Here is a 19,814-nt window from a genome sequence, read left to right as displayed (position 1 = left end):
TCGGGCGCGACCTGATGAACATCAGTGAAGAATGAAGGGATCGAAAGTGGTTGCAGCTCTGAACGAAACCCTGCTCGAGGAATCACGGGTTCCCGCGGTCGTCGCGGACGTGCAGACCTTGATCGACGCAGAGGTTTCGGATAAGTCGGGGGCCTCAGGGCTGGCTCTCAAGGGTGGCTACGGCGCGGTCAAGAAGGTGAGCCCGTCCATCGTGCCGGACGCCGTCACCGCGCTTCTGCCGGCTTTCGTGGCAAAGCTCGAGCCGTACTGGCAGGAATTCTCGGCTTCCGGTGAAGGCAGCTTCGCCGATTTCATCAGCGCCCGCGGTGACGCGGTTGCCGATTCCCTCCTCGAGGTGACGGACGAGCGTATCGAAGGTAGCGACAAGGCCGTCGTCAAGTCGATGTACTCGAAGCTGCGCGGTTCGGCGAAGAAGCATGTGACTGCAGCTCTGCCGCGTCTGGGCGATGTGATCCAGAAGCACGCTGCATAAGCGAACGTAAAACGACGAGTGGCCCGGGAGTTTCTCTCGGGCCACTCGTCGTTTTCGGTGCGTTTGTCAGTGAGCCGAATGTCCGTGGCGCCAGAAGCCGGTGAAGGTGATGTCGGTTTTGGCGAACTTCCGGTCGTTCACGAGGTGCCGACGCAGCCCGGTGGTGAGTGCCTGTTCGCCGGCGACAAAGGTGTACGACGGCCCCTCGGGCAGTTCGGCGGCGCGGACGGTCTCGAGGGTCAGAACACCCGGCGTCGCGTGTTCGTCCTCGCGAACGAGCCAATGCACGTTGACGTTCGCCAACTCCGGAATGCCTTGCTTGTCTTCGATGTTCGGAATCTCGACGAAGACCTCGGCACGCAGGTCTGCGGGCGCGGATTCCAGAATGCCGATGATCGCGGGAAGTGCACTCTCGTCGCCGACGAGCAGTTGCCACTTGGCCTCGGGTGTGGGGTTGTAGATGCAGCCTTCGTCCAAGAGGGCGACCTCGTCGCCGGCCGACGCGGTGTCCGCCCACACGGATGCCGGGCCGATGTCGCCGTGATAAGCGAAGTCGATGTCGATCTCCGTGGTCTCGCCGAAGAGACCGGATCCGGCGGCACGGTAGGCGCGAATCGTGTAGTTGCGCACGACGGGTCGCGTGTCCTTGGACATCAACAGGTACTGCGCATACCAGAGATTGCTGGCCGCGCTCGGCAACCGGAGTTCACTCTGGCCGACCTGCGGGATGAACATGCGGAACCACTGATCGGCACCCATCGGAGCGATGGTGGACAGCTCTTCGCCGGCAATGGTCACCCGGATGAAGCTGGGGCTGATTCGTTTGTTCGCCACGACCTGCGCCGACACGATGCTGCGTGAGGCCGGTTTCACGAACTTGGCGCGCTTGGCCATGGCTGGTTGCTCCCTGATTATCTGCTACTCGTACCTAATCAGGTAACCCTAACCTGATTTACGGTCGCTGTGGAGTGGTGGGTCTGTCCTTTTCGACGACTTCGGGAGGAAGACCCCACTGCGCTCGGCCAAGTCGGCTCATCGGTGCGATTGCCGCGAAGTCCGGTAGGCCGTCGTCGGCGACAGCCTCGGGACGAACCGCGACCGCGACCACATTTCCCATCACGACAAATGAATTACCGACCTCGATGACCTGGTGGAGCGTGCATTCGATGGCGATCGGGGAGTCGGCGACCCGGACGGGGCGAACCCGCTCGCTCGGCTCGCTACGGATGTTCAACTCGAGAAACTCGTCGGCCTCGGCGTCGTAGAAGGCGGAACTCTGGTTCACCACGTCGGCAAGCCTGGCAGTCGCCAGGTTGATCACGAATTCGCCGGTCGCTTCGATGTTGCGCAGACTGTCCTTGCGTCCGACCGACGTGAACTGCACGATCGGCGGCGCCGAACTTGCCACGGTGAAAAAGCTGTACGGAGCTAGATTGCCGACGCCGTCCGCCGACAGGGTGGACACCCAGGCAATCGGCCGGGGGACCACCGAAGCGGTGAGTAACTGATAGAACCGGCGGGGTTCGAGCTCGGCTGGATCGAAGAGTGTGCGCACCCACACATAATGCCGCTGTCCCCGCCCCTGGGCATGCTTGCACCCGAACATCTGACACTCTTGAAGGCGTGAATCCGTCCACTGCACAAGCCACAGCCGTCGTCGACGAACTGGTTCGTGGTGGCGTGCGTGAAGTCGTGCTGTGTCCAGGCTCTCGCAACGCGCCCCTCGCATTTGCCCTCCAGGCTGCCGATCTCGACGGCCGGTTGCGTCTGCACATGCGGATCGACGAGCGGACAGCAGGCTTTCTGGCACTCGGACTGGCAATCGCCGGGAAACGACCGGTCCCCATCGTGATGACCTCCGGGACCGCCGTTGCAAACCTCGGACCTGCTGTCCTCGAGGCGAACTACGCACGAGTGCCGCTGGTGGTCCTGAGCGCCAACCGGCCTTACGAGATGCTCGGCACCGGCGCCAACCAGACCGTCGAGCAGCTCGGGCTCTTCGGCAGTCAGGTTCGCGCAACCATCAGCCTGGGCTTGGCCGAGGACGATTCGACGCAGAACAGCCAGTGGCGCTCGGCGGTCTGCCGGGTCCTCGCCGCTGCCCGCGGAACCCGATCCGGAAACGCGGGTCCGGTGCATTTCGATATCCCGCTCCGTGAGCCGCTGGTGCCGGACGTTCACGTCCAGGGACCGGTTCCGGAGGGCCGTCCCGGCGGTGCGGCCTGGACCACCACCCAGAATGCGACGCTCGACGTTCCCGTCGATCTGGATCTCACCGCAGATACGGTGGTCATTTCCGGACACGGTAGTGCGCTTCGGCCTGAGCTGGCCGGCCTGCCGACCGTGGCCGAGCCGACGGCTCCGATGCACGGGATCGCACTGCATCCACTCGCGCTCTCGCAACTCAAGCCCAAGCAGGCGATCATCACCGGCCGCCCGACGTTGCATCGTCAGGTCTCGAAGGTGCTGGCCGACCCAGGCGTCGACGTCTACGCGCTGACTACCGGGCCGCGCTGGCCGGACGTATCCGGCAACGTACTCGCCACCGGAACCAGAGCAGTGGTCACCGGGACTCCCGATCCCGCCTGGATCGCTCGATGCGCCGCGCTGACCGAACACGCCGAAACTGCCGTCCGCAAGCAACTCGACGCCCACCCCAAGGCCACCGGCCTGCACGTGGCCGCTGCTGTGATGGATGCTCTCGCGGACGGCGACCAGCTTCTGCTCGGCGCATCCAACCCTGTTCGCGACGCGGCCCTCGTGAGCTACCCCAAGCCCGCCGTGCGGGTGCTGTCGAATCGTGGCGTCGCAGGTATCGACGGCACCGTCTCGGCGGCGGTCGGTGCTGCGTTGGCGTACGACGGTGGCCGGACCGTCGCTCTCATGGGCGACCTGACCTTCCTGCACGACGCTTCCGGGCTGCTGATCGGGACCGGTGAGCCGAGGCCGAGCGACCTCACCATCGTCGTCGCCAACGACGACGGCGGCGGTATCTTCGAGCTCCTCGAACAAGGCGACCCGCAGTACGCCGGAGTCTTCGAGCGAGTCTTCGGAACTCCGCACGGCATGGACCTGGCCGCGCTCTGTGCGGCGTACCGCGTGCCACACGCAGCTGTCACCGTCGACGCCCTGGCCACGACGCTGGCGCAACCGGCCAACGGCATTCGTGTGCTCGAGGTCGCGACGGATCGCAGTGGGCTGCGCGAACTCCACGCTTCCGTGCGGGCACAGCTGTGACGCAAACGGTTCTGCGTCGCCTCCGCATCGGTGTGCTGGTGGTTGCGGTCGGCATTTCCGTGCTCGCGGTGATCCTGGTTCTCGGTGCCTGGCGCAACGATCGGACCATCGAATCGAACATGGGGACCGCAACTGCCGAGGTGCTCTCGGCAGGCTCGCTACGTTCGGCGATCAACTTCGTGACACCGGACGGCGCCAACCACAACCCTGAACTCGGCGTGCTCTACCCCACCAATCTGACTGTGGGACAACGCATCGAGGTGGAGTACTCCAAAGCCGACCCTGATTTGGTCCGGGTAGCGGGACGCAACGCGACGGTGGCGCTGATCCCGGCAGGATCGGTGATCGTCGTGACGTGGCTCCTGGCTGGACCGTCGATCTGGTACCTGCGCAAGCGGGAAGCGCAGGCGGCAAGTTCGGCGCCGGTCGCCTCGAGTTAGTTCGCGCTTCGCCCGAACTTCACACGAACATGACGTGGACTTTTCCTGGCCCTGTCACCGTTCTCGGTGTGAGAGTAGCCATCGTTGCGGAGTCATTCCTGCCCAACATGAACGGCGTCACCAACTCGGTACTACGCGTGCTCGAACACCTCGATCGCACTGGCCACGACGCCATGGTCATTGCGCCGGACACCGTCGGATCCGACACCTCTGCCGCCACCGAACACGAAGGCGTTCAGGTGGTTCGGGTGCCAGCCGTCATGGTGCCCAAAGTCAGTTCACTTCCCGTCGGCCTGCCGCAACCACGATTGACCACGGCCGTGCGGACCTTCGCGCCCGACGTCGTCCATCTGGCGTCACCGTTCCTGCTCGGCGCCGGGGGAGTGGCCGTCGCGAAGCGGCTCGGGATCCCGACCGTCGCGGTCTACCAGACCGACGTCGCCGGATTTGCCGAAAGCTACGGTCTCGGCGTCACCAGTCGCGCCGCATGGGCGTGGACCCGTCGAATCCACAAGAGCTGCAACAGGACACTCGCGCCCTCCACGTCGGCAGTCGACGCCCTCGAAGAGCACGGCATTCCGCGCGTGCACCGATGGGCCCGCGGCGTCGACGCACAACGATTCGCGCCTTCGCGTCGTAGCTCGGTGTTGCGGCAGTCCTGGATCGGCGACAGCGACCGGTTGGTGGTCGGCTTCGTCGGTCGCCTCGCGCCCGAAAAGCACGTCGAACGATTGGCGGCCCTGGCCGGCGATCCCAGTGTGCAGATCGTCGTCGTCGGAGACGGCCCGGACCGCGAGAACCTACGACGACTGATGCCGGACGCGATCTTCACCGGACAACTCGGCGGTACCGCGCTGGCCGACGCCTATGCGAGCCTGGACGTATTCGTTCACCCCGGCGAGCACGAGACCTTCTGCCAGGCGGTCCAGGAAGCCCTCGCGAGCGGTGTGCCTGTCGTCGGACCGGACGCCGGCGGACCACGTGACCTGATCTCGCATTGCCGCAACGGCTACCTCCTGCCGACGGACAGGTTCACCGAACTCCTGCCAAGCGCCGTCGACGCACTTCGTCAGCGTGATCTGCGGGTGCAGTTCGGCTCCGCGGCGAGGCGCTCGGTGCTGCACCGGACCTGGCCGGCAATCTGCGAAGAGTTGCTCCGTCACTACGAGGACGTGCAGGGCCTCGGGCGGCGAACGGGTGCCAGAGCAGCCTGAACGCCCTCGCTGCCCGAGGGTTGGTAGCGTTTGGGGTGTGGCCACTACACACGGAACCCGAGCAACTCTCGAGAAGCAACCGCACGAAGTCGCGTCGATGTTCGACGACGTCGCGGAGCGATACGACCTCACCAACACCGTGCTGTCCTTCGGCCAGGACAAGGGTTGGCGCAAGGCCACCCGCGAAGCCCTCGACCTCAAGCCGGGCGAGAAGGTACTCGACCTCGCCGCCGGAACCGGAGTCTCGACCGTCGAACTGGGGCGCTCCGGTGCCTGGTGCGTCGCCACCGACTTCTCCAAGGGCATGCTCAAGGCCGGAATCTCGCGCAAAGTTCCGATGGTCGCAGGTGACGCGATGTACCTGCCCTATGCCGACAACGTGTTCGACGCCGCGACGATTTCCTTCGGCCTGCGCAACGTCTCCGACTTCGAAGCCGGACTGCGTGAGATTGCCCGCGTCACCAAGCCGGGCGGACGTCTCGTCGTCAGCGAGTTCTCGACGCCCGTCTTCGGGCCCTTCCGCACGGTCTACATGGAGTACCTGATGAAGGCGCTCCCGCAGGTCGCACGCACCGTCAGCAGCAACCCCGACGCCTACGTGTACCTCGCCGAATCGATCCGTGCCTGGCCGACCCAGGAAGAGTTGGCCCGCAAGATCGAGGCTGCCGGGTGGAAGAACGTCAAGTGGCGCAACCTCACCGGCGGCATCGTGGCGCTGCATTACGCCACTGCCTGAACTGCTGTGCGCCTTATATTAACCCCCGGCGGTTAATAAAGGCGCACAGCACTTGCTCAACCGAACAACGGTCGGGAGTCGATCTTTCTCGACGCGGCCCCCGACGCCCGCCATGCCTTCGCCGTCAGATCGGCGTCGGCGTCGGTGACGAGGTTCCCCATCACCCGAACGGCGACCGTCATCAGTGCCCGTGAGCGCATCGCGATCGGACCCGACGCGGGCAGGAACTGCGGAACCGTCAGCAGGCCTGCGAGCCGGCGCGCGACCGAGAACGCCTGCCCGTAGTGCTCCCGAAGCACGGTCGGCCACAGCTCCGTCAGATCGTCGGCGCCGAGCTGTTCGACCACCAGACGTCCGCCTTCGAGGCCGTAGTCGATGCCCTCACCGTTGAGCGGGTTCACACACGCTGCGGCGTCGCCGATCACGGCCCAGTTGCGTCCGGCGATGTTGGAAACGGCTCCACCCATGGGTAGCAAAGCCGAAGCGACGGAATGTATTTCGCTGCTCCACTGCCACTCGCTTCGGCGCTGATCGGTGTAGAGGTCCAGCAAGGGTCGCAGGGCACCTGGTGCCGGGCGCCTGGACGTCGCCAGTGTCCCGACGCCGATGTTCACCTCGCCGGTACCGAGCGGGAAGATCCAGCCGTACCCCGCCTGCAACGTGCCCTCCGCGTCCCGCAGTTCCAGATGCGAGGTGATCCACGGGTCGGCGCTGCGCGGCGTCGCGACGTAAGCGCGTGCCGCGACGCCGTACGCGGTGTCCCGGTGCCACTGCCGTCCCAGCTTCTTGCCGAGCGTCGAGCGAACGCCGTCGGCGATGATCAGCGTCCGGCAACGAAGAGCGCTGCGTCCCGAGGGGCCGGCGAGTACGACGGCGGCTACTCGATCACCGTCGAGTTCGACGTCGACGGCCTTGGTGCCCTCGACCATGACCGCGCCCGATTCGACGGCGCACCGGCGAATGGCGTCGTCGAGTTCGGTGCGGGGGATGGCGCTGCCGATCGGCGGGAACGACGTCCCCGGCCACTCGAGTTCGAGTTCTTGTCCGAAGCCGGACAACCGCAGGCCCTTGTTCGTCGTATGTGACCGAACCCACTCGCCGAGGCCGAGGAGATCCAGTTCGGCCACGGCGCGCGGAGTGAGTCCATCACCACAAGTCTTGTCTCGCGGGAAGACGGCAGAGTCCACGAGGACGACGTCTCGGCCGCTGCGGGCGGCCCATGCAGCGGCCGAAGAACCCGCGGGACCTGCGCCGATGACCACAATGTCGGTTTCGTTCGGAAGCGAATCGACGACGGGGGACTGCTCTTCTACGGACACACTCACATCTTCCCAGGCTCGCGATCGCCACCGTGGCGAGGCCGTCCCGAGTGCGAACCGCTAGGTTCACTATCGTGGGAACCGAGCCGTCACTGACGACAGGAATGGGTACTGACATCGTGAGCACCGAAAAGACTGCTGCCGACGCAACCGCATCGAGCACCGTCGTTGCAGGCATCGACCTGGGCGACGAACAGCTCGCCGCAGTAGTGCGTGGTGGACTCTCCGATGTCGAGGAGTTGTTGGTCAGCGAGCTGTCCGACGGAGAAGACTTCCTCACCGAGGCCGCGCTGCATCTCGCGCGAGCTGGTGGAAAGCGCTTCCGTCCGTTGTTCACGATCCTGACCGCGCAACTCGGACCGGTGCCGAACGATCCGTCGATCATCACCGCAGCGACTGTCACCGAACTCGTTCATCTGGCGACGCTCTATCACGACGACGTCATGGACGAGGCGTCCATGCGGCGCGGAGCACCCAGCGCCAACGCCCGCTGGGGAAACAGTGTGGCGATCCTGGCCGGCGACTATCTGTTCGCGCACGCATCACGACTGGTGTCGACGCTCGGACCCGAGGCCGTTCGGATCATCGCCGAAACATTCGCCGAACTGGTCACCGGCCAGATGCGCGAGACGATCGGTGTCAAGAAGGAGCAGGATCCGGTCGAGCACTACCTCAAGGTCGTGTGGGAGAAGACCGGTTCGCTGATCGCTGCTTCGGGACGCTTCGGCGGCACCTTCTCCGGCGCCGACGCAGCTCACATCGAGCGCCTCGAGCGCCTGGGTGACGCCGTCGGCACCGCGTTCCAGATCTCCGACGACATCATCGACATCTCGTCCGTCTCGGCGCAGTCCGGCAAGACTCCGGGCACCGACCTGCGCGAGGGTGTCCACACCCTGCCCGTCCTGTACGCGTTCCGCGAAGAAGGGGCCGACGCAGATCGCCTGCGGGAGCTGCTCGCGGGCCCGGTTACCGAAGATGCCCTGGTAGAAGAAGCTCTCGAACTGCTCGAGCGTTCGCCGGGCATGGTCAAGGCGAAGGCAAAGCTGGGCGAGTATGCCGTCGCGGCGAAAGCTCAGTTGGCTGAGCTCCCGCAGGGACCGGCCAACGAAGCGCTCGTGCGTCTCGTCGATTACACGATCGAACGAGTCGGCTGACACCTCGGCGAATCGGGGCTACCGGGTGGAAACCCCGACAGTCACTGGGTGGGAACCCTGATGACCCTGTCCTTCGTTGACTGAACAGAACCGGTGCATACACCGGGGAGTTCGGGTGAGCCTTCGGCTCCAGCGAGGCAAGAGGTGAGCGGTTTGCACGGCTACGCGAACGGTGCGAAGACATTCGGCTTGTTGGTGGGGATGTCGGCGCTGATCGTCTTCATCGGCTCGCTGTTCAACAGCCCGTTCCTTCTGTGGGGATCCGTTCTGTTTGCCGTCGGCACGAATGCCTACGTGTACTTCAACAGCGACAAGCTGGCGCTTCGATCGATGCGCGCCCAGCCCATCACCGAGGTCGAGGCACCGGCGATCTACCGGATCGTGCGCGAACTCGCCACTACGGCGCACCAACCGATGCCCAGGCTGTACATCAGCCCCACGAACGCCCCGAACGCGTTTGCCACCGGTCGTAGCCCTCGGCATGCCGCGGTATGCGTGACCAGCGGCATCATGCAGATCCTGAACGAACGCGAACTGCGTGCCGTGCTCGGGCACGAACTCTCCCACGTTTACAACCGGGACATTTTGATCTCTTCCGTGGCCGGCGCGATGGCCAGCGTCATCTCTGGCCTGGCCAACTTCGCGATGTACGCGAGCATCTTCGGCGGCCGAGGGAACGGGCAGGGAAGCAATCCGATCGCGCTGCTGCTCGTCTCCCTGCTGGGACCGATCGCAGCAACCGTGGTCAAGCTGGCCGTCTCGCGCTCTCGCGAGTACCAGGCGGATCAATCGGGAGCCGAGCTCACCGGTGACCCGCTGGCGTTGGCGTCGGCGCTGCGCAAGCTCGAGTCGGGCGTGGCAGCCGCGCCGTTGCCGCCTGAGCCCAAGCTCGCGGCGCAGTCACACCTGATGATCGCCAACCCCTTCAGAGCGGGGGACAAGGTGAGCAAGCTGTTCTCGACGCATCCGCCCATGGCGGATCGTATCGAGCGTTTGGAGAAGATGGCGGGGATGTAGGGGCCTTCGGCCCCTGTGAGCCTTTCTGGTCGTCGGAACTACCAAAAAGGCGCACAGGGGCGCAGCCCCTACTACCGGTAGTTCACGAACTGCAGGGCGATCCCGAAGTCCTCACCCTTGAGCAGGGAGATGACGCCCTGGAGGTCGTCGCGCTTCTTGCTGCTCACACGAAGTTCCTCACCCTGGATCTGCGCCTTGACGCCCTTGGGGCCCTCGTCGCGAATCTTCTTGGTGATCTTCTTCGCGTTCTCGCTGCTGATGCCCTGGACCAAGGTTCCGGACAGCTTGTAGATCTTTCCGGACTGCGCCGGCTCGCCGGCATCGAATGCCTTCAGCGAGATGTCGCGACGGATCAACTTCTCCTTGAACACGTCGAGGGCGGCCAGCAGTCGCTCCTCGGTGTCGGCGTTCAACGTGATCGTCTCTTCACCAGACCACTCGATCGACGCTCCCGTGTTTCGGAAGTCGAAACGCGTGGTCAACTCCTTGGCAGCCTGATGCAGGGCGTTGTCCACCTCTTGACGGTCAACCTTGCTCACCACGTCGAAGGACGAATCAGCCACTTCACACTCCCGCTTTCCGGTAGTTCACGAACATCGAGTTCCGCCCACCTTCCATACCGGTGGACACCTCGACGTTATCGGGTCGGCACCGCCCGTTACCACCCGGTTTGCAAAATGGGGGTGTGTTCGTTGTATTCTTCTCACCGCACCGAGGAAGCCGTTTTCGGCCGCCGCACGTCGCGATATACTTGCGAATGCGCCGGATCGAAGCCTGGTGCAAGCACGGCAGATTGCCCGAGCGGCCAATGGGAGCGGACTGTAAATCCGTCGGCTTATGCCTACGTAGGTTCGAATCCTACATCTGCCACACCAAGTCAGCCCCGATTCTCTTCGCGAGAGTCGGGGCTGACTTTTTTGTGCGTGTACCGAGGTCGAGCGCGCGTTGGCGACGCAGGCGCCGGCTTCGGCTCAGGGGTGTCGGGGGCTCAGGGGCCTCGGGATGGGCACCGGGGGATGGTTTCAGGGGGAGTGCAGGGTCGAGCTGGTTCCCGCAAAGCCCTCGCCAGCGGCCCCGATCGGTGCAACAATGGGCTCCGGCACCATTTTTGCCCCGATGACCAGCGGATTTGGTGCTGGCGCTCGTTCGTGTGTAATCTTTCGGAGGCTTCAAGAGAGCGGCAACGCACTCCTGAGCCACGCCCCCTTAGCTCAGTCGGTAGAGCGTTTCCATGGTAAGGAAAAGGTCAACGGTTCGATTCCGTTAGGGGGCTCGCTGGATTGTGGTGCCGTGCTTTCCGCGCGACACTCGACACCGAGGCGGTGTAGCTCAGTTGGTAGAGCAAACGACTCATAATCGTTGCGTCGCCGGTTCAAGTCCGGTCACCGCTACACAATATGCATGATCCACCCTGATTGCTCGTAATCAGATACACCCGAAAGAAGGCATCCCGTGGCCTCCTCGACCGACGTTCGGCCCAAGATCACCTTGGCCTGCGAGGTATGCAAGCACCGCAACTACATCACCAAGAAGAATCGGCGCAACGACCCCGATCGCCTGGAGCTCAAGAAGTTCTGCCCCAACTGCGGAACCCACCAGTCGCATCGCGAGTCGAAGTAGTAAGTCCTTAACAGGACGACGATTTTCGCGGAAGACCCTCTCTGGGCCTGCGTCTTCGGGTCCTAGCTAGAAGAGAGTCTCACCGCGTGACAGATTTGCAAGAGAACCAGGCAGCGGCCGAGGTCCCTACGGACCCGGCCGCTCATGCCGTCCAGATGGTCGGTCACCACTATCGTGTCGAAGACTTCTACGAGGTCGGACGCGAGAAGGTACGCGAGTTCGCTCGCGCCGTCCAGGACGCCCATCCCGCGCACTACGACGAGACGGCAGCCAAGGGCCTCGGATATGACGGCCTGATCGCTCCCATCACGTTCGTCGCCATCGTGGGTGCCATTGCTCAGCGACGTCTGTTCGAAGAGATCGTCACAGGCTACGACCTGAGTCAGATTCTTCAGACCGATCAGCGCTTGGTGCTGCACAAGCCCATGCAGGTCGGTGACCGACTCTTCTGCGACGTCTTCCTGGATTCGTTCAGGCAGGCCGCAGGTAGCGACATCATCGTGACCAAGAACATCATCACCGATCAGAACGACGAAGCCGTCGTCACCACGTGGACGACGCTTGTTGCTCGAACGGGTGGGGAAGTGGACGAGAACATCGCCCACGCAGTCAAGGACGTGATGATGCATGTCGCTTCGTAAATTTTCCGACGTGAGTGTCGGCGAACTTCTCCCCGAGAAGTCCGTCACCCTGACGCGTGGAAACCTCGCCAACTACGCGGGTGTTTCGGGAGATCCCAATCCGATTCACTTCAGTGACGAGGTCGCACGACTTGCCGGCTTGCCGGACGTCGTCGCGCACGGCATGCTCTCCATGGGCATCGGTGCCGGCTACGTCACCGAATGGCTGGGAGATCCGGGCGCAGTGACCGAGTACAACGTACGGTTCACGAGCCCGGTGATCGTGGCAGCCGACAAGGCTGCCGAGATCGAGTTCACCGCCAAGGTGAAGTCGATCGACGAAGAAAGCAAGACCGCAGTACTGGCAATTGTGGCCAAGTCCGAAGGTAAGAAGATCTTCGGTCGTGCCACTGCCACGGTCCGTCTAGCCTGATCGCAGGGCGGATTGTGTTTGTTCCGGGGCTTTGAAGTACACTGAGATTTCTGGGATTCCTCAGCGCTGCGCGCTGCCCTGAATGTTGCAAGACATTCACCTCGGGTAGCGCGTATGTTGTGTGATCGCAGAACGGTTGATTCAGGCAGGGTCTACCTGTCGAGGTCAACCAAAGGGGCGTAGCTCAACTGGCAGAGCAGCGGTCTCCAAAACCGCAGGTTGCAGGTTCAAGTCCTGTCGCCCCTGCCCCCGGATGCCAGCGACTGAGAGGAACGACGTGAGCGAGGAGCGCGCCAAGCGCGACGCCGACACTTCGGATGCGGAGACTTCACCGTCTGCCGATTCGACCGGTGTCGACGACACTGCAGCTGACGCGACTACGCGTTCCGATCTTTCGTTGGACAAGGACGGTGCCGAAAAGGCTCCCTCCGCATCCACTGGGGTTTCCAACAAGCCGACCGGCAAGCGCGCTGCACGCGGCGCCTCGGTCAGCGCGTCCACCGTGAAGACTCCGGCCCGGACGGCATCCCGGACATCTTCGGCCAAGCCGACTGCAACGAACCCCGGCAAGAAGCCCAAGGCGAAGAAGGACAACATCTTCAAGCGCCTGCGCAAATTCTTCCGCGAGGTCATCGCAGAACTCCGTAAGGTCATCTGGCCGAACCGCAAGCAGATGATCACCTACACCAGCGTCGTGCTGACGTTCGTGGTCTTCATGGTCGCTTTCATCAGCGGCGTCGATATCGCTGTGATCAAGGGTGTCACCTGGCTGTTCGGCTGATCGCCGTAGCAGTCGGGCGTCTTTGCCTGCGAGCGCGACAAGACCCGACCCGGGTCCGAGTAACGAGAGGAAGCGAGTGCCCCAGTGAGCACCCCCGAGAACGACACGAATGAGGCTTTGGCCGAAGAGCGTGTTTCTGCCGAGGCGGCAGCCGAAGTAGACGTCGTGGTTGCCGAAGGCACCGATGCAGACGTTGCCGAAGGCACTGATGCAGACGCTGCAGCGACCGAGGACGTCATCTCCGACGATGCCGAGAACTCCGACGAGGCCGCTCCCGCCGCCGAGCTCGAGGTCGAGGATCCCGTTGCCGAACTCAAGGCTGCGCTGCGCCGCGCCCCGGGTGACTGGTACGTCATCCACTCGTACGCCGGTTACGAGAACAAGGTCAAGACCAACCTCGAGACTCGCGTTCAGAACCTCGATGTCGGCGACTACATCTTCCAGGTGGAAGTTCCCACCGAAGAGGTCACCGAGATCAAGAACGGCCAGCGCAAGCAGGTCAACCGCAAGGTTCTGCCCGGATACATCCTTGTTCGCATGGAGCTCAACGACGAGTCGTGGGGCGCCGTGCGCAACACGCCTGGTGTCACCGGTTTTGTCGGTGCTACGTCGCGTCCCTCGCCGCTGACCCTCAACGAGGTCGTCAAGTTCCTGCTCCCGCAGCAGGAGCAGAAGAAGCAGCAGGCTGCAGCGGCCGCCGTCGCAGCAGGCGAGGCACCGTCCGAGTCCTTCGGCAAGCCCCTCATCGAGGTCGACTTCGAGGTCGGCGAGTCGGTCACCGTCATGGACGGCCCGTTCGCAACCCTTCCGGCCAGCATCAGCGAGGTCAACGGCGAGCAGCAGAAGCTCAAGGTTCTCGTGTCGATCTTCGGTCGTGAAACCCCGGTTGAGCTCAACTTCAACCAGGTCGCGAAGATCTGACCACCCCAAAACTTGCAATTTGTTCGACGCAAGACACACACCCAAGCTAGAAACTAGGAACTAGAGATGCCCCCAAAGAAGAAGAAGCTCGCCGGGCTCATCAAGCTGCAGATCCAGGCAGGTCAGGCTAACCCTGCACCTCCCGTGGGTCCCGCGCTCGGTCAGCACGGCGTGAACATCATGGAGTTCTGCAAGGCCTACAACGCGGCGACTGAGTCCCAGCGCGGCAACGTTGTGCCGGTCGAGATCTCGGTCTACGAAGACCGGACCTTCGATTTCAAGCTGAAGACCCCTCCCGCCGCCAAGCTGCTCCTCAAGGCAGCCGGCGTCGCCAAGGGCTCCGGCGAACCGCACAAGACCAAGGTTGCCTCGGTGACCATGGATCAGGTGCGCGAAATCGCGAAGACCAAGGCTGAAGACCTCAATGCCAATGACATCGAGCAGGCCGCGAAGATCATCGCCGGCACCGCTCGTTCCATGGGCATCACGGTCCAGGGCTGATAGTCCGCTCCACAGCATTACGTGGGAGGGCCGGCCAGGCCCCGACCACAACTGAACCATTCACCACTGCACAGGTAATTCGCTGCAGTGACAAGTAAGGACAGAACAAATGGCAAAGCGCAGCAAGGCGTACCTCGCCGCCGCTGAGAAGATCGACGCAGACAAGCTCTACAGCCCGCTTCAGGCTGCAAAGCTCGCCAAGGAGACGTCGTCCACCAAGATGGATGCAACCGTTGAGGTTGCAGTTCGTCTGGGCGTCGACCCCCGTAAGGCTGACCAGATGGTCCGCGGAACGGTCAACCTGCCCCACGGCACCGGTAAGACCGCTCGCGTCATCGTGTTCGCTGTTGGCGAGAAGGCAGCAGAAGCCGAGGCTGCAGGCGCTGACGTAGTCGGTGCAGAAGACCTAATCGAGCGCATCCAGGGTGGATGGGTCGATTTCGACGCCGCAATCGCGACTCCTGATCAGATGGCCAAGGTCGGCCGCATCGCCCGTGTCCTCGGACCCCGTGGCCTGATGCCGAACCCGAAGACGGGCACCGTCACGGCGGATGTCACCAAGGCTGTCAACGACATCAAGGGCGGAAAGATCAACTTCCGCGTCGACAAGCAGGCCAACCTGCACTTCGTCATCGGCAAGGCATCGTTCGACGATGAGAAGCTGGTGGAGAACTACGGCGCAGCCCTGGACGAGATCCTGCGTGCGAAGCCCTCGTCGGCCAAGGGTCGCTACGTGAAGAAGATCACGGTCTCGACCACCACCGGTCCGGGCATCCCGGTGGATCCGAACCGTACTCGCAACCTCCTCGAGGATGCTGCAGACGCGTAAGCAGTCCGCATACGAACAAGAAGGCCGGCAGGGATCACTCCCTGCCGGCCTTCTTGTCGTTTCGGGAGAGGGTGATCCCTGCCGGTGGTATCGGTCCAACGGTGGTATCGGTCCAACGGTGGTATCGATCTAACGGTGGCATCATCGGGGTATGCACGAAGCGTTCCAGTTCCTCGGAAACTTTTGGTGGCTGATCTTCGTTTTCGGCGGCACCATCGGTGGGGCGCTGAAGGGTGTCGCGGTTGCCAACGAAAGGCGGATCGAGCGCCGGCAAGAGCGCTTCCGGCTCAAGCAGCAGACCAAGGTCGCCATCGCGCAAGCCAACGCACAACATCACGCCGACGAAGAAACACAGCGCCGAGAGCTGGCCAAGGCAATCGAGCAGCACGATGCGGTCGACGCCCGATGGTTCTCGTACGAGCTCGATCCGGTCACACTGCTCGACACCCCGATGATGACGGACATGCGCGAGCCTTTGACCGCCGATTTTCATCGAGCCAAATATCGTGCCGATCTGCTTCGCCCAGGCAATCCGGAGACGATGATCGGCAACCAGCAGGCACAAACCGAGTACCGCGAGGCGGTGCACGCTTACTCGATCGCCTTCGAAATCGCGGAAGCTGAGGCGAAGCGCCGCCGACGGAGCGGATTCACCCTCGACGAACAAGAACGCCTGGTAAGGGCGCAACGTCTGCTGCGACTGGCCATGGACGAGGGCGCGACGCCACAGGAACGTCAGAGTGCGTACCGGAAGGCCCACAAGGAACTCGATGGATTGCTGGTGTTGCCGGACCGAGCTCGGGCAGCAATCGAACACAAGATCGCCAGGGCTATCGGTGCTTGAAGGAATCGGGTGCGTGACGAACCCGATTTGGTTGTGCAGCGAGCAGTCAGGTAGTCTTCGAGGCGGAGTTCAGTGCTGGATATGAACTTCACCCCAAAATCATGTTCTACCCAAGACCGTTGGTGATTGCACTCAGTGATGGGTGTGGTTGAAAGTCCGGGAGTGCCCGGCGGCCCACGTAGGTGAACGAGGTAGGGGGATAGCTTGATGTAGTGGTTCTACAGTTTGCCTGGTTATGCACTGCCTCGCTTTGCATCGTTACGCTGATTCGTAAGCCTCTTCTTCATGTTTCCTCTGTACGCCCCGTGCGCTTGCGCCGGGGCGTTTTGCATGTCGCGGACTGTGTCTTCTCGGGTTCACCCCGATGAGGTGCAGCGGTTCCTGAGTGGGACAACGACTGTCACGAGAGGAGGCGAAGTATGGCAAAGCCTGAGAAGGTTTCCGCAGTTGCGGAAATCACCGAGCAGTTCAAGGGTTCGACCGCCGCTGTGGTCACGGAATACCGTGGCCTTTCGGTTGGCAACATCACGACACTGCGACGCGCTCTCGGAGAAGGTGCCACCTACTCCGTCGCCAAGAACACCCTGGTCAAGCGTGCCGCCGCAGAGGCTGGCATCGAGGGCCTTGATGACCTGTTCGTTGGTCCGACCGCCATTGCATTCATCAAGGGCGAACCGGTCGACGCTGCGAAGGCTCTGAAGAACTTCGCTAAGGACAACAAGGCGCTCATCATCAAGGGCGGCTACATGGACGGCGCTGCGCTGTCCGTGGAAGAGGTCAACAAGATCGCGGATCTCGAATCCCGCGAAATCCTGTTGGCAAAGCTTGCCGGCGCGATGAAGGGCAACTTGGCAAAGGCCGCAGGCCTGTTCAATGCTCCCGCTTCGCAGATGGCCCGTCTGGCCGCTGCCCTGCAGGAGAAGAAGGCTGCAGAAGGCGGAGCCGCAGAGGCCCCCGCAGAGGCTGCCACCGAGGCTCCGGCCGAGGCCGAAGCCGAAAGCTGATCCGCACCCGCGCATCACTGCTATAACCCCGCCCGGTCGCGGATCAGCGACATGGGACTTACAGGAAGGACCGCCACAATGGCGAAGCTCAGCACCGAAGAGTTGTTGGACCAGTTCAAGGAGCTCACCCTCCTCGAGCTCTCGGAGTTCGTTAAGGCATTCGAGGAGACCTTCGAGGTCACCGCTGCTGCTCCCGTCGCCGTCGCCGCTGCAGGCGCACCGGCTGCCGGCGCAGAAGCTGCTGAAGAGCAGGACGAGTTCGACGTCGTCCTCGAGTCGGCTGGCGACAAGAAGATCCAGGTCATCAAGGTCGTCCGTGAGGTCGTTTCCGGCCTCGGCCTGAAGGAAGCCAAGGATCTCGTCGAGAGCGCTCCGAAGGCCATCCTCGAGAAGGTTGCCAAGGACGCCGCAGAGGCTGCCAAGGAAAAGCTCGAAGCTGCCGGCGCAAAGATCGTCATCAAGTAAGACGGTTTTCCCGCTGCTCTTCGCGAGTAGTAACGAAGAGGGCCACTCCCCACGGGGAGTGGCCCTCTTTTTTTGAACTTTTTTCGCGGGTGATATGCCGGAATTCATGCAGGTGGGAGGGGTGTCCGAACTAGGCTGTGATCTGAATTATGCTTCTTCCCTACTCGTTAGTAGTATTCGCAGTCACGGGTACCACTCCCATGCGATAGAGTGACCCAACCCACACGGGTGCATGCATGCAACGGACGTCGCGGAGGTAATGGTGGGAGTCGAGGTAGCGGTACAAGGACTGACAAAGTCTTTCGGGTCGCAGAGGATTTGGCAGGACGTGTCGTTGACACTTCCCGCGGGTGAGGTCAGCGCACTGCTCGGGCCTTCGGGTACCGGTAAGTCGGTGTTCCTGAAGTCCCTGATCGGACTGCTCCGCCCTGAACAAGGCTCCATCGTCATCGACGGCACGGACATCCTGCAGTGCTCCTCCAAGGAGCTCTACGAGATCCGCAAGCTGTTCGGCGTTCTCTTCCAGGACGGCGCACTGTTCGGCTCGATGAACTTGTACGACAACATCGCCTTCCCGCTTCGTGAGCACACCAAGAAGTCGGAATCCGATATCCGCAAGATCGTGATGGAGAAGTTGGACCTCACGGGTCTGGTCGGCGCCGAGGACAAGCTTCCCGGTGAGATCTCCGGCGGTATGCGCAAGCGTGCCGGTCTGGCGCGTGCACTCGTTCTCGATCCCGAGATCATCCTCGTCGACGAGCCCGACTCCGGTCTGGATCCGGTGCGTACGACGTACATCAGCCAAACGCTGATCGACATCAACGCCCAGTCGGACGCGACGATTCTGATCGTCTCGCACAACATCAACCTCGCACGCACGGTGCCGGACAACATCGGCATGCTTTTCCGTCGTCAGTTGGTGATGTTCGGTCCTCGCGAGGTGCTGCTCACCTCGGACGAGCCCGTCGTCAAGCAGTTCCTCAACGGAACGATGATCGGTCCGATCGGTATGTCGGAGGAGAAGGACGAGGCTCAGATGGCGCACGAGCAGGCGCTCGTCGACGCCGGTCACCACGCCGGTGGTGTCGACGACGTCGAGGGCATCGTGCCGCAGATGAAGGCCACCCCCGGAAACCCGGAGCGTCAGGCTGTTCGTCGTCGCCAGGAGCGCGTCCGTCAGATCATGCACACCCTCCCAGCTAACGCACAGGCGGCGATTCAGGACAGCCTTGACGAGGTTGACGGAACTGGGCAGTACGATCCCCAGTACGCCGAAGCGAGCGGCTATCAGGGGGAGTGGAACGACAACTCGCAAGACACGCAGGTCATTCCTGCATACGAGGGCGATCCCTACGGAAACACGACACACGGGCAAGGGTAGGCATATCGGATGGGGGTTACCCGCAACTCGGTTCTGAGTCCGGTCAACGGAGCATTAACTCAGGCCGGAAACATCGTCGAACTGTTTGTCGACGTCGTCAGGAATACGTTCCGGCGTCCATTCCAGTTCCGTGAGTTCATCGAGCAGGCCTGGTTCATCGCCAGCGTGACAATTTTGCCGACGGCATTGGTAGCCATCCCTTTCGGCGCCGTCGTCTCACTGCAGACCGGTTCGCTGATCAAGCAGTTGGGTGCAGAATCGTTCACCGGCGCTGCCAGCGTCCTGGCAGTGATCCAGCAGGGTAGCCCCCTGGTGACAGCGTTGCTGGTCGCCGGTGCGGCCGGATCGGCCGTGACGGCCGATCTCGGTTCTCGAACCATCCGTGAAGAGATCGACGCGATGGAAGTCCTCGGAATCAATCCGATTCAGCGCCTGGTGGTTCCGCGTGTACTCGCGATGGTGCTGATCGCTGTTCTGCTCAACGGACTGGTGTCCGTCGTCGGTATCGCGGGTGGTTACTTCTTCAACGTGATCCTGCAGGGCGGTAACCCCGGTGCCTACATCTCGTCATTCTCAGCTTTTGCGCAGCTACCGGACATTTGGAGCGGTGAGATCAAAGCCGCGGTGTTCGGTGTCATCGCTGGTGTGATCTCCGCGTACAAGGGACTCCACCCGTCCGGTGGCCCGAAGGGCGTCGGTGAGGCGGTGAACCAGGCCGTCGTCATCACGTTCCTGCTGTTGTTCTTCGCCAATCTGATTCTGACGATGGTGTACCTCCAGATCGTGCCGGCGAAGGGATCTTGAC

The 19,814-nt window shown here is 62.7% G+C and carries 23 protein-coding genes and 4 tRNA genes; 23 read left to right on the top strand and 4 right to left on the bottom strand.

The features are described 5' to 3' along the window. The first annotated feature begins 46 nt into the window (after positions 1–46). On the top strand, positions 47–493 hold the full coding sequence (locus P3G66_RS20970) for a hypothetical protein (protein ID WP_003941973.1): 447 nt from the start codon (positions 47–49) through the stop codon (positions 491–493). A gap of 66 nt (positions 494–559) precedes the next feature. On the opposite strand, the gene P3G66_RS20965 is transcribed toward P3G66_RS20970, so the two are convergent. Beyond that, entirely contained in the window at positions 560–1,387 is an 828-nt protein-coding gene (locus P3G66_RS20965; protein WP_149357745.1) for a siderophore-interacting protein, read from the bottom strand. A gap of 58 nt (positions 1,388–1,445) precedes the next feature. After that, the gene (locus P3G66_RS20960; protein ID WP_039972961.1) at positions 1,446–2,048 is read right to left on the bottom strand and encodes a flavin reductase family protein; all 603 of its coding nucleotides are present in this window, start codon (positions 2,046–2,048) and stop codon (positions 1,446–1,448) included. A gap of 68 nt (positions 2,049–2,116) precedes the next feature. Here P3G66_RS20960 and menD point away from each other — a divergent pair, with 68 nt between their 5' ends. The 4 genes from menD (at position 2,117) to P3G66_RS20940 (ending at position 6,120) form a co-directional block, all read left to right on the top strand. Next, positions 2,117–3,730 carry a 2-succinyl-5-enolpyruvyl-6-hydroxy-3-cyclohexene-1-carboxylic-acid synthase gene (gene menD, locus P3G66_RS20955; RefSeq protein WP_058038142.1) on the top strand — a complete coding sequence of 538 codons (1,614 nt, stop codon included), beginning with the start codon at positions 2,117–2,119 and terminating at the stop codon, positions 3,728–3,730. Continuing rightward, complete coding sequence (locus P3G66_RS20950; RefSeq protein WP_231783085.1) at positions 3,727–4,170, top strand: DUF3592 domain-containing protein; 444 nt, start codon at positions 3,727–3,729, stop codon at positions 4,168–4,170. Before menD ends, P3G66_RS20950 begins: the two co-directional genes overlap by 4 nt. A 68-nt stretch (positions 4,171–4,238) precedes the next feature. Then, on the top strand, positions 4,239–5,384 hold the full coding sequence (locus P3G66_RS20945; protein ID WP_197523597.1) for a glycosyltransferase family 1 protein: 1,146 nt from the start codon (positions 4,239–4,241) through the stop codon (positions 5,382–5,384). Positions 5,385–5,421: 37 nt separating this feature from the next. Continuing rightward, positions 5,422–6,120 (top strand): demethylmenaquinone methyltransferase, encoded by a 699-nt coding sequence (locus P3G66_RS20940; protein WP_003941879.1) that lies wholly within the window; start codon positions 5,422–5,424, stop codon positions 6,118–6,120. A 56-nt stretch (positions 6,121–6,176) separates the two neighbouring features. On the opposite strand, the gene P3G66_RS20935 is transcribed toward P3G66_RS20940, so the two are convergent. Continuing rightward, positions 6,177–7,445, bottom strand: coding sequence for a geranylgeranyl reductase family protein (locus P3G66_RS20935; RefSeq protein ID WP_261258464.1), 1,269 nt, complete (start codon positions 7,443–7,445; stop codon positions 6,177–6,179). Between the two features lie 98 nt (positions 7,446–7,543). On the opposite strand from P3G66_RS20935, the gene P3G66_RS20930 reads away from it, so the two are divergent. Continuing rightward, positions 7,544–8,593, top strand: a complete 1,050-nt coding sequence (locus P3G66_RS20930; protein WP_037129929.1) for a polyprenyl synthetase family protein — start codon at positions 7,544–7,546, stop codon at positions 8,591–8,593. A gap of 153 nt (positions 8,594–8,746) precedes the next feature. Continuing rightward, positions 8,747–9,610 (top strand): zinc metalloprotease HtpX, encoded by an 864-nt coding sequence (gene htpX / locus P3G66_RS20925; RefSeq protein WP_276117105.1) that lies wholly within the window; start codon positions 8,747–8,749, stop codon positions 9,608–9,610. A 71-nt stretch (positions 9,611–9,681) separates the two neighbouring features. Here htpX and P3G66_RS20920 read toward each other — a convergent pair whose 3' ends face one another. Beyond that, the gene (locus P3G66_RS20920; protein WP_003941854.1) at positions 9,682–10,173 is read right to left on the bottom strand and encodes a YajQ family cyclic di-GMP-binding protein; all 492 of its coding nucleotides are present in this window, start codon (positions 10,171–10,173) and stop codon (positions 9,682–9,684) included. A gap of 224 nt (positions 10,174–10,397) precedes the next feature. On the opposite strand from P3G66_RS20920, the gene P3G66_RS20915 reads away from it, so the two are divergent. The 16 genes from P3G66_RS20915 (at position 10,398) to P3G66_RS20840 (ending at position 19,813) form a co-directional block, all read left to right on the top strand. Next, positions 10,398–10,480: transfer RNA gene (locus P3G66_RS20915), tRNA-Tyr, on the top strand. Between the two features lie 330 nt (positions 10,481–10,810). Next, positions 10,811–10,883: transfer RNA gene (locus P3G66_RS20910), tRNA-Thr, on the top strand. Positions 10,884–10,928: 45 nt separating this feature from the next. Further along, positions 10,929–11,001, top strand: a tRNA-Met gene (locus P3G66_RS20905). Positions 11,002–11,062: 61 nt separating this feature from the next. Further along, the gene (gene rpmG, locus P3G66_RS20900; RefSeq protein WP_003941903.1) at positions 11,063–11,230 is read left to right on the top strand and encodes a 50S ribosomal protein L33; all 168 of its coding nucleotides are present in this window, start codon (positions 11,063–11,065) and stop codon (positions 11,228–11,230) included. A gap of 86 nt (positions 11,231–11,316) precedes the next feature. Continuing rightward, positions 11,317–11,871 carry a (3R)-hydroxyacyl-ACP dehydratase subunit HadA gene (gene hadA, locus P3G66_RS20895; RefSeq protein ID WP_007728457.1) on the top strand — a complete coding sequence of 185 codons (555 nt, stop codon included), beginning with the start codon at positions 11,317–11,319 and terminating at the stop codon, positions 11,869–11,871. Next, positions 11,858–12,283: a (3R)-hydroxyacyl-ACP dehydratase subunit HadB gene (hadB, locus tag P3G66_RS20890; protein WP_003941909.1), complete on the top strand. Its 426-nt coding sequence runs from the start codon at positions 11,858–11,860 to the stop codon at positions 12,281–12,283. The genes hadA and hadB overlap by 14 nt, the downstream gene beginning before the upstream one ends. A gap of 173 nt (positions 12,284–12,456) precedes the next feature. Further along, positions 12,457–12,529 (top strand) — tRNA-Trp (locus P3G66_RS20885). Positions 12,530–12,560: 31 nt separating this feature from the next. Continuing rightward, a complete protein-coding gene (secE, locus tag P3G66_RS20880; protein WP_007728455.1) occupies positions 12,561–13,064 on the top strand; it encodes a preprotein translocase subunit SecE in 504 nt (167 codons plus the stop codon). An 84-nt stretch (positions 13,065–13,148) separates the two neighbouring features. Continuing rightward, entirely contained in the window at positions 13,149–13,985 is an 837-nt protein-coding gene (nusG, locus tag P3G66_RS20875; RefSeq protein WP_003942049.1) for a transcription termination/antitermination protein NusG, read from the top strand. Between the two features lie 66 nt (positions 13,986–14,051). Then, on the top strand, positions 14,052–14,486 hold the full coding sequence (gene rplK / locus P3G66_RS20870; protein ID WP_003941896.1) for a 50S ribosomal protein L11: 435 nt from the start codon (positions 14,052–14,054) through the stop codon (positions 14,484–14,486). 109 nt (positions 14,487–14,595) lie between these two features. After that, positions 14,596–15,315: a 50S ribosomal protein L1 gene (gene rplA / locus P3G66_RS20865; RefSeq protein WP_003941982.1), complete on the top strand. Its 720-nt coding sequence runs from the start codon at positions 14,596–14,598 to the stop codon at positions 15,313–15,315. A 151-nt stretch (positions 15,316–15,466) separates the two neighbouring features. Continuing rightward, positions 15,467–16,159 (top strand): hypothetical protein, encoded by a 693-nt coding sequence (locus P3G66_RS20860; RefSeq protein ID WP_042453090.1) that lies wholly within the window; start codon positions 15,467–15,469, stop codon positions 16,157–16,159. A gap of 419 nt (positions 16,160–16,578) precedes the next feature. Further along, positions 16,579–17,163 carry a 50S ribosomal protein L10 gene (rplJ, locus tag P3G66_RS20855; protein ID WP_003942074.1) on the top strand — a complete coding sequence of 195 codons (585 nt, stop codon included), beginning with the start codon at positions 16,579–16,581 and terminating at the stop codon, positions 17,161–17,163. Between the two features lie 78 nt (positions 17,164–17,241). Continuing rightward, positions 17,242–17,628, top strand: coding sequence for a 50S ribosomal protein L7/L12 (gene rplL / locus P3G66_RS20850; protein WP_003941857.1), 387 nt, complete (start codon positions 17,242–17,244; stop codon positions 17,626–17,628). Positions 17,629–17,887: 259 nt separating this feature from the next. Beyond that, positions 17,888–19,009 carry an ABC transporter ATP-binding protein gene (locus tag P3G66_RS20845; protein ID WP_007728450.1) on the top strand — a complete coding sequence of 374 codons (1,122 nt, stop codon included), beginning with the start codon at positions 17,888–17,890 and terminating at the stop codon, positions 19,007–19,009. 9 nt (positions 19,010–19,018) lie between these two features. Then, the gene (locus P3G66_RS20840) at positions 19,019–19,813 is read left to right on the top strand and encodes an ABC transporter permease (protein ID WP_003942038.1); all 795 of its coding nucleotides are present in this window, start codon (positions 19,019–19,021) and stop codon (positions 19,811–19,813) included. Position 19,814 lies beyond the last annotated feature (1 nt).

The sequence above is a fragment of the Rhodococcus sp. C3V genome (assembly GCF_029269915.1).
GTDB lineage: Bacteria > Actinomycetota > Actinomycetes > Mycobacteriales > Mycobacteriaceae > Rhodococcus_F > Rhodococcus_F qingshengii.
Note: the sequence above shows the minus strand (reverse complement) of the source record. Positions and strands in the feature narration are given on the sequence as shown.

Excerpts from the sequence above, each read along its gene's own strand:
- P3G66_RS20845 (WP_007728450.1), top strand. The coding sequence starts at position 17,888 with ATGGTGGGAGTCGAGGTAGCGGTACAAGGACTGACAAAGTCTTTCGGG.
- hadB (WP_003941909.1), top strand. The coding sequence starts at position 11,858 with ATGTCGCTTCGTAAATTTTCCGACGTGAGTGTCGGCGAACTTCTCCCC.
- P3G66_RS20860 (WP_042453090.1), top strand. The coding sequence starts at position 15,467 with ATGCACGAAGCGTTCCAGTTCCTCGGAAACTTTTGGTGGCTGATCTTC.
- rplL (WP_003941857.1), top strand. The coding sequence starts at position 17,242 with ATGGCGAAGCTCAGCACCGAAGAGTTGTTGGACCAGTTCAAGGAGCTC.
- P3G66_RS20840 (WP_003942038.1), top strand. The coding sequence starts at position 19,019 with ATGGGGGTTACCCGCAACTCGGTTCTGAGTCCGGTCAACGGAGCATTA.
- P3G66_RS20965 (WP_149357745.1), bottom strand. The coding sequence starts at position 1,387 with ATGGCCAAGCGCGCCAAGTTCGTGAAACCGGCCTCACGCAGCATCGTG.
- rplJ (WP_003942074.1), top strand. The coding sequence starts at position 16,579 with ATGGCAAAGCCTGAGAAGGTTTCCGCAGTTGCGGAAATCACCGAGCAG.
- P3G66_RS20930 (WP_037129929.1), top strand. The coding sequence starts at position 7,544 with ATGGGTACTGACATCGTGAGCACCGAAAAGACTGCTGCCGACGCAACC.
- rplK (WP_003941896.1), top strand. The coding sequence starts at position 14,052 with ATGCCCCCAAAGAAGAAGAAGCTCGCCGGGCTCATCAAGCTGCAGATC.
- rplA (WP_003941982.1), top strand. The coding sequence starts at position 14,596 with ATGGCAAAGCGCAGCAAGGCGTACCTCGCCGCCGCTGAGAAGATCGAC.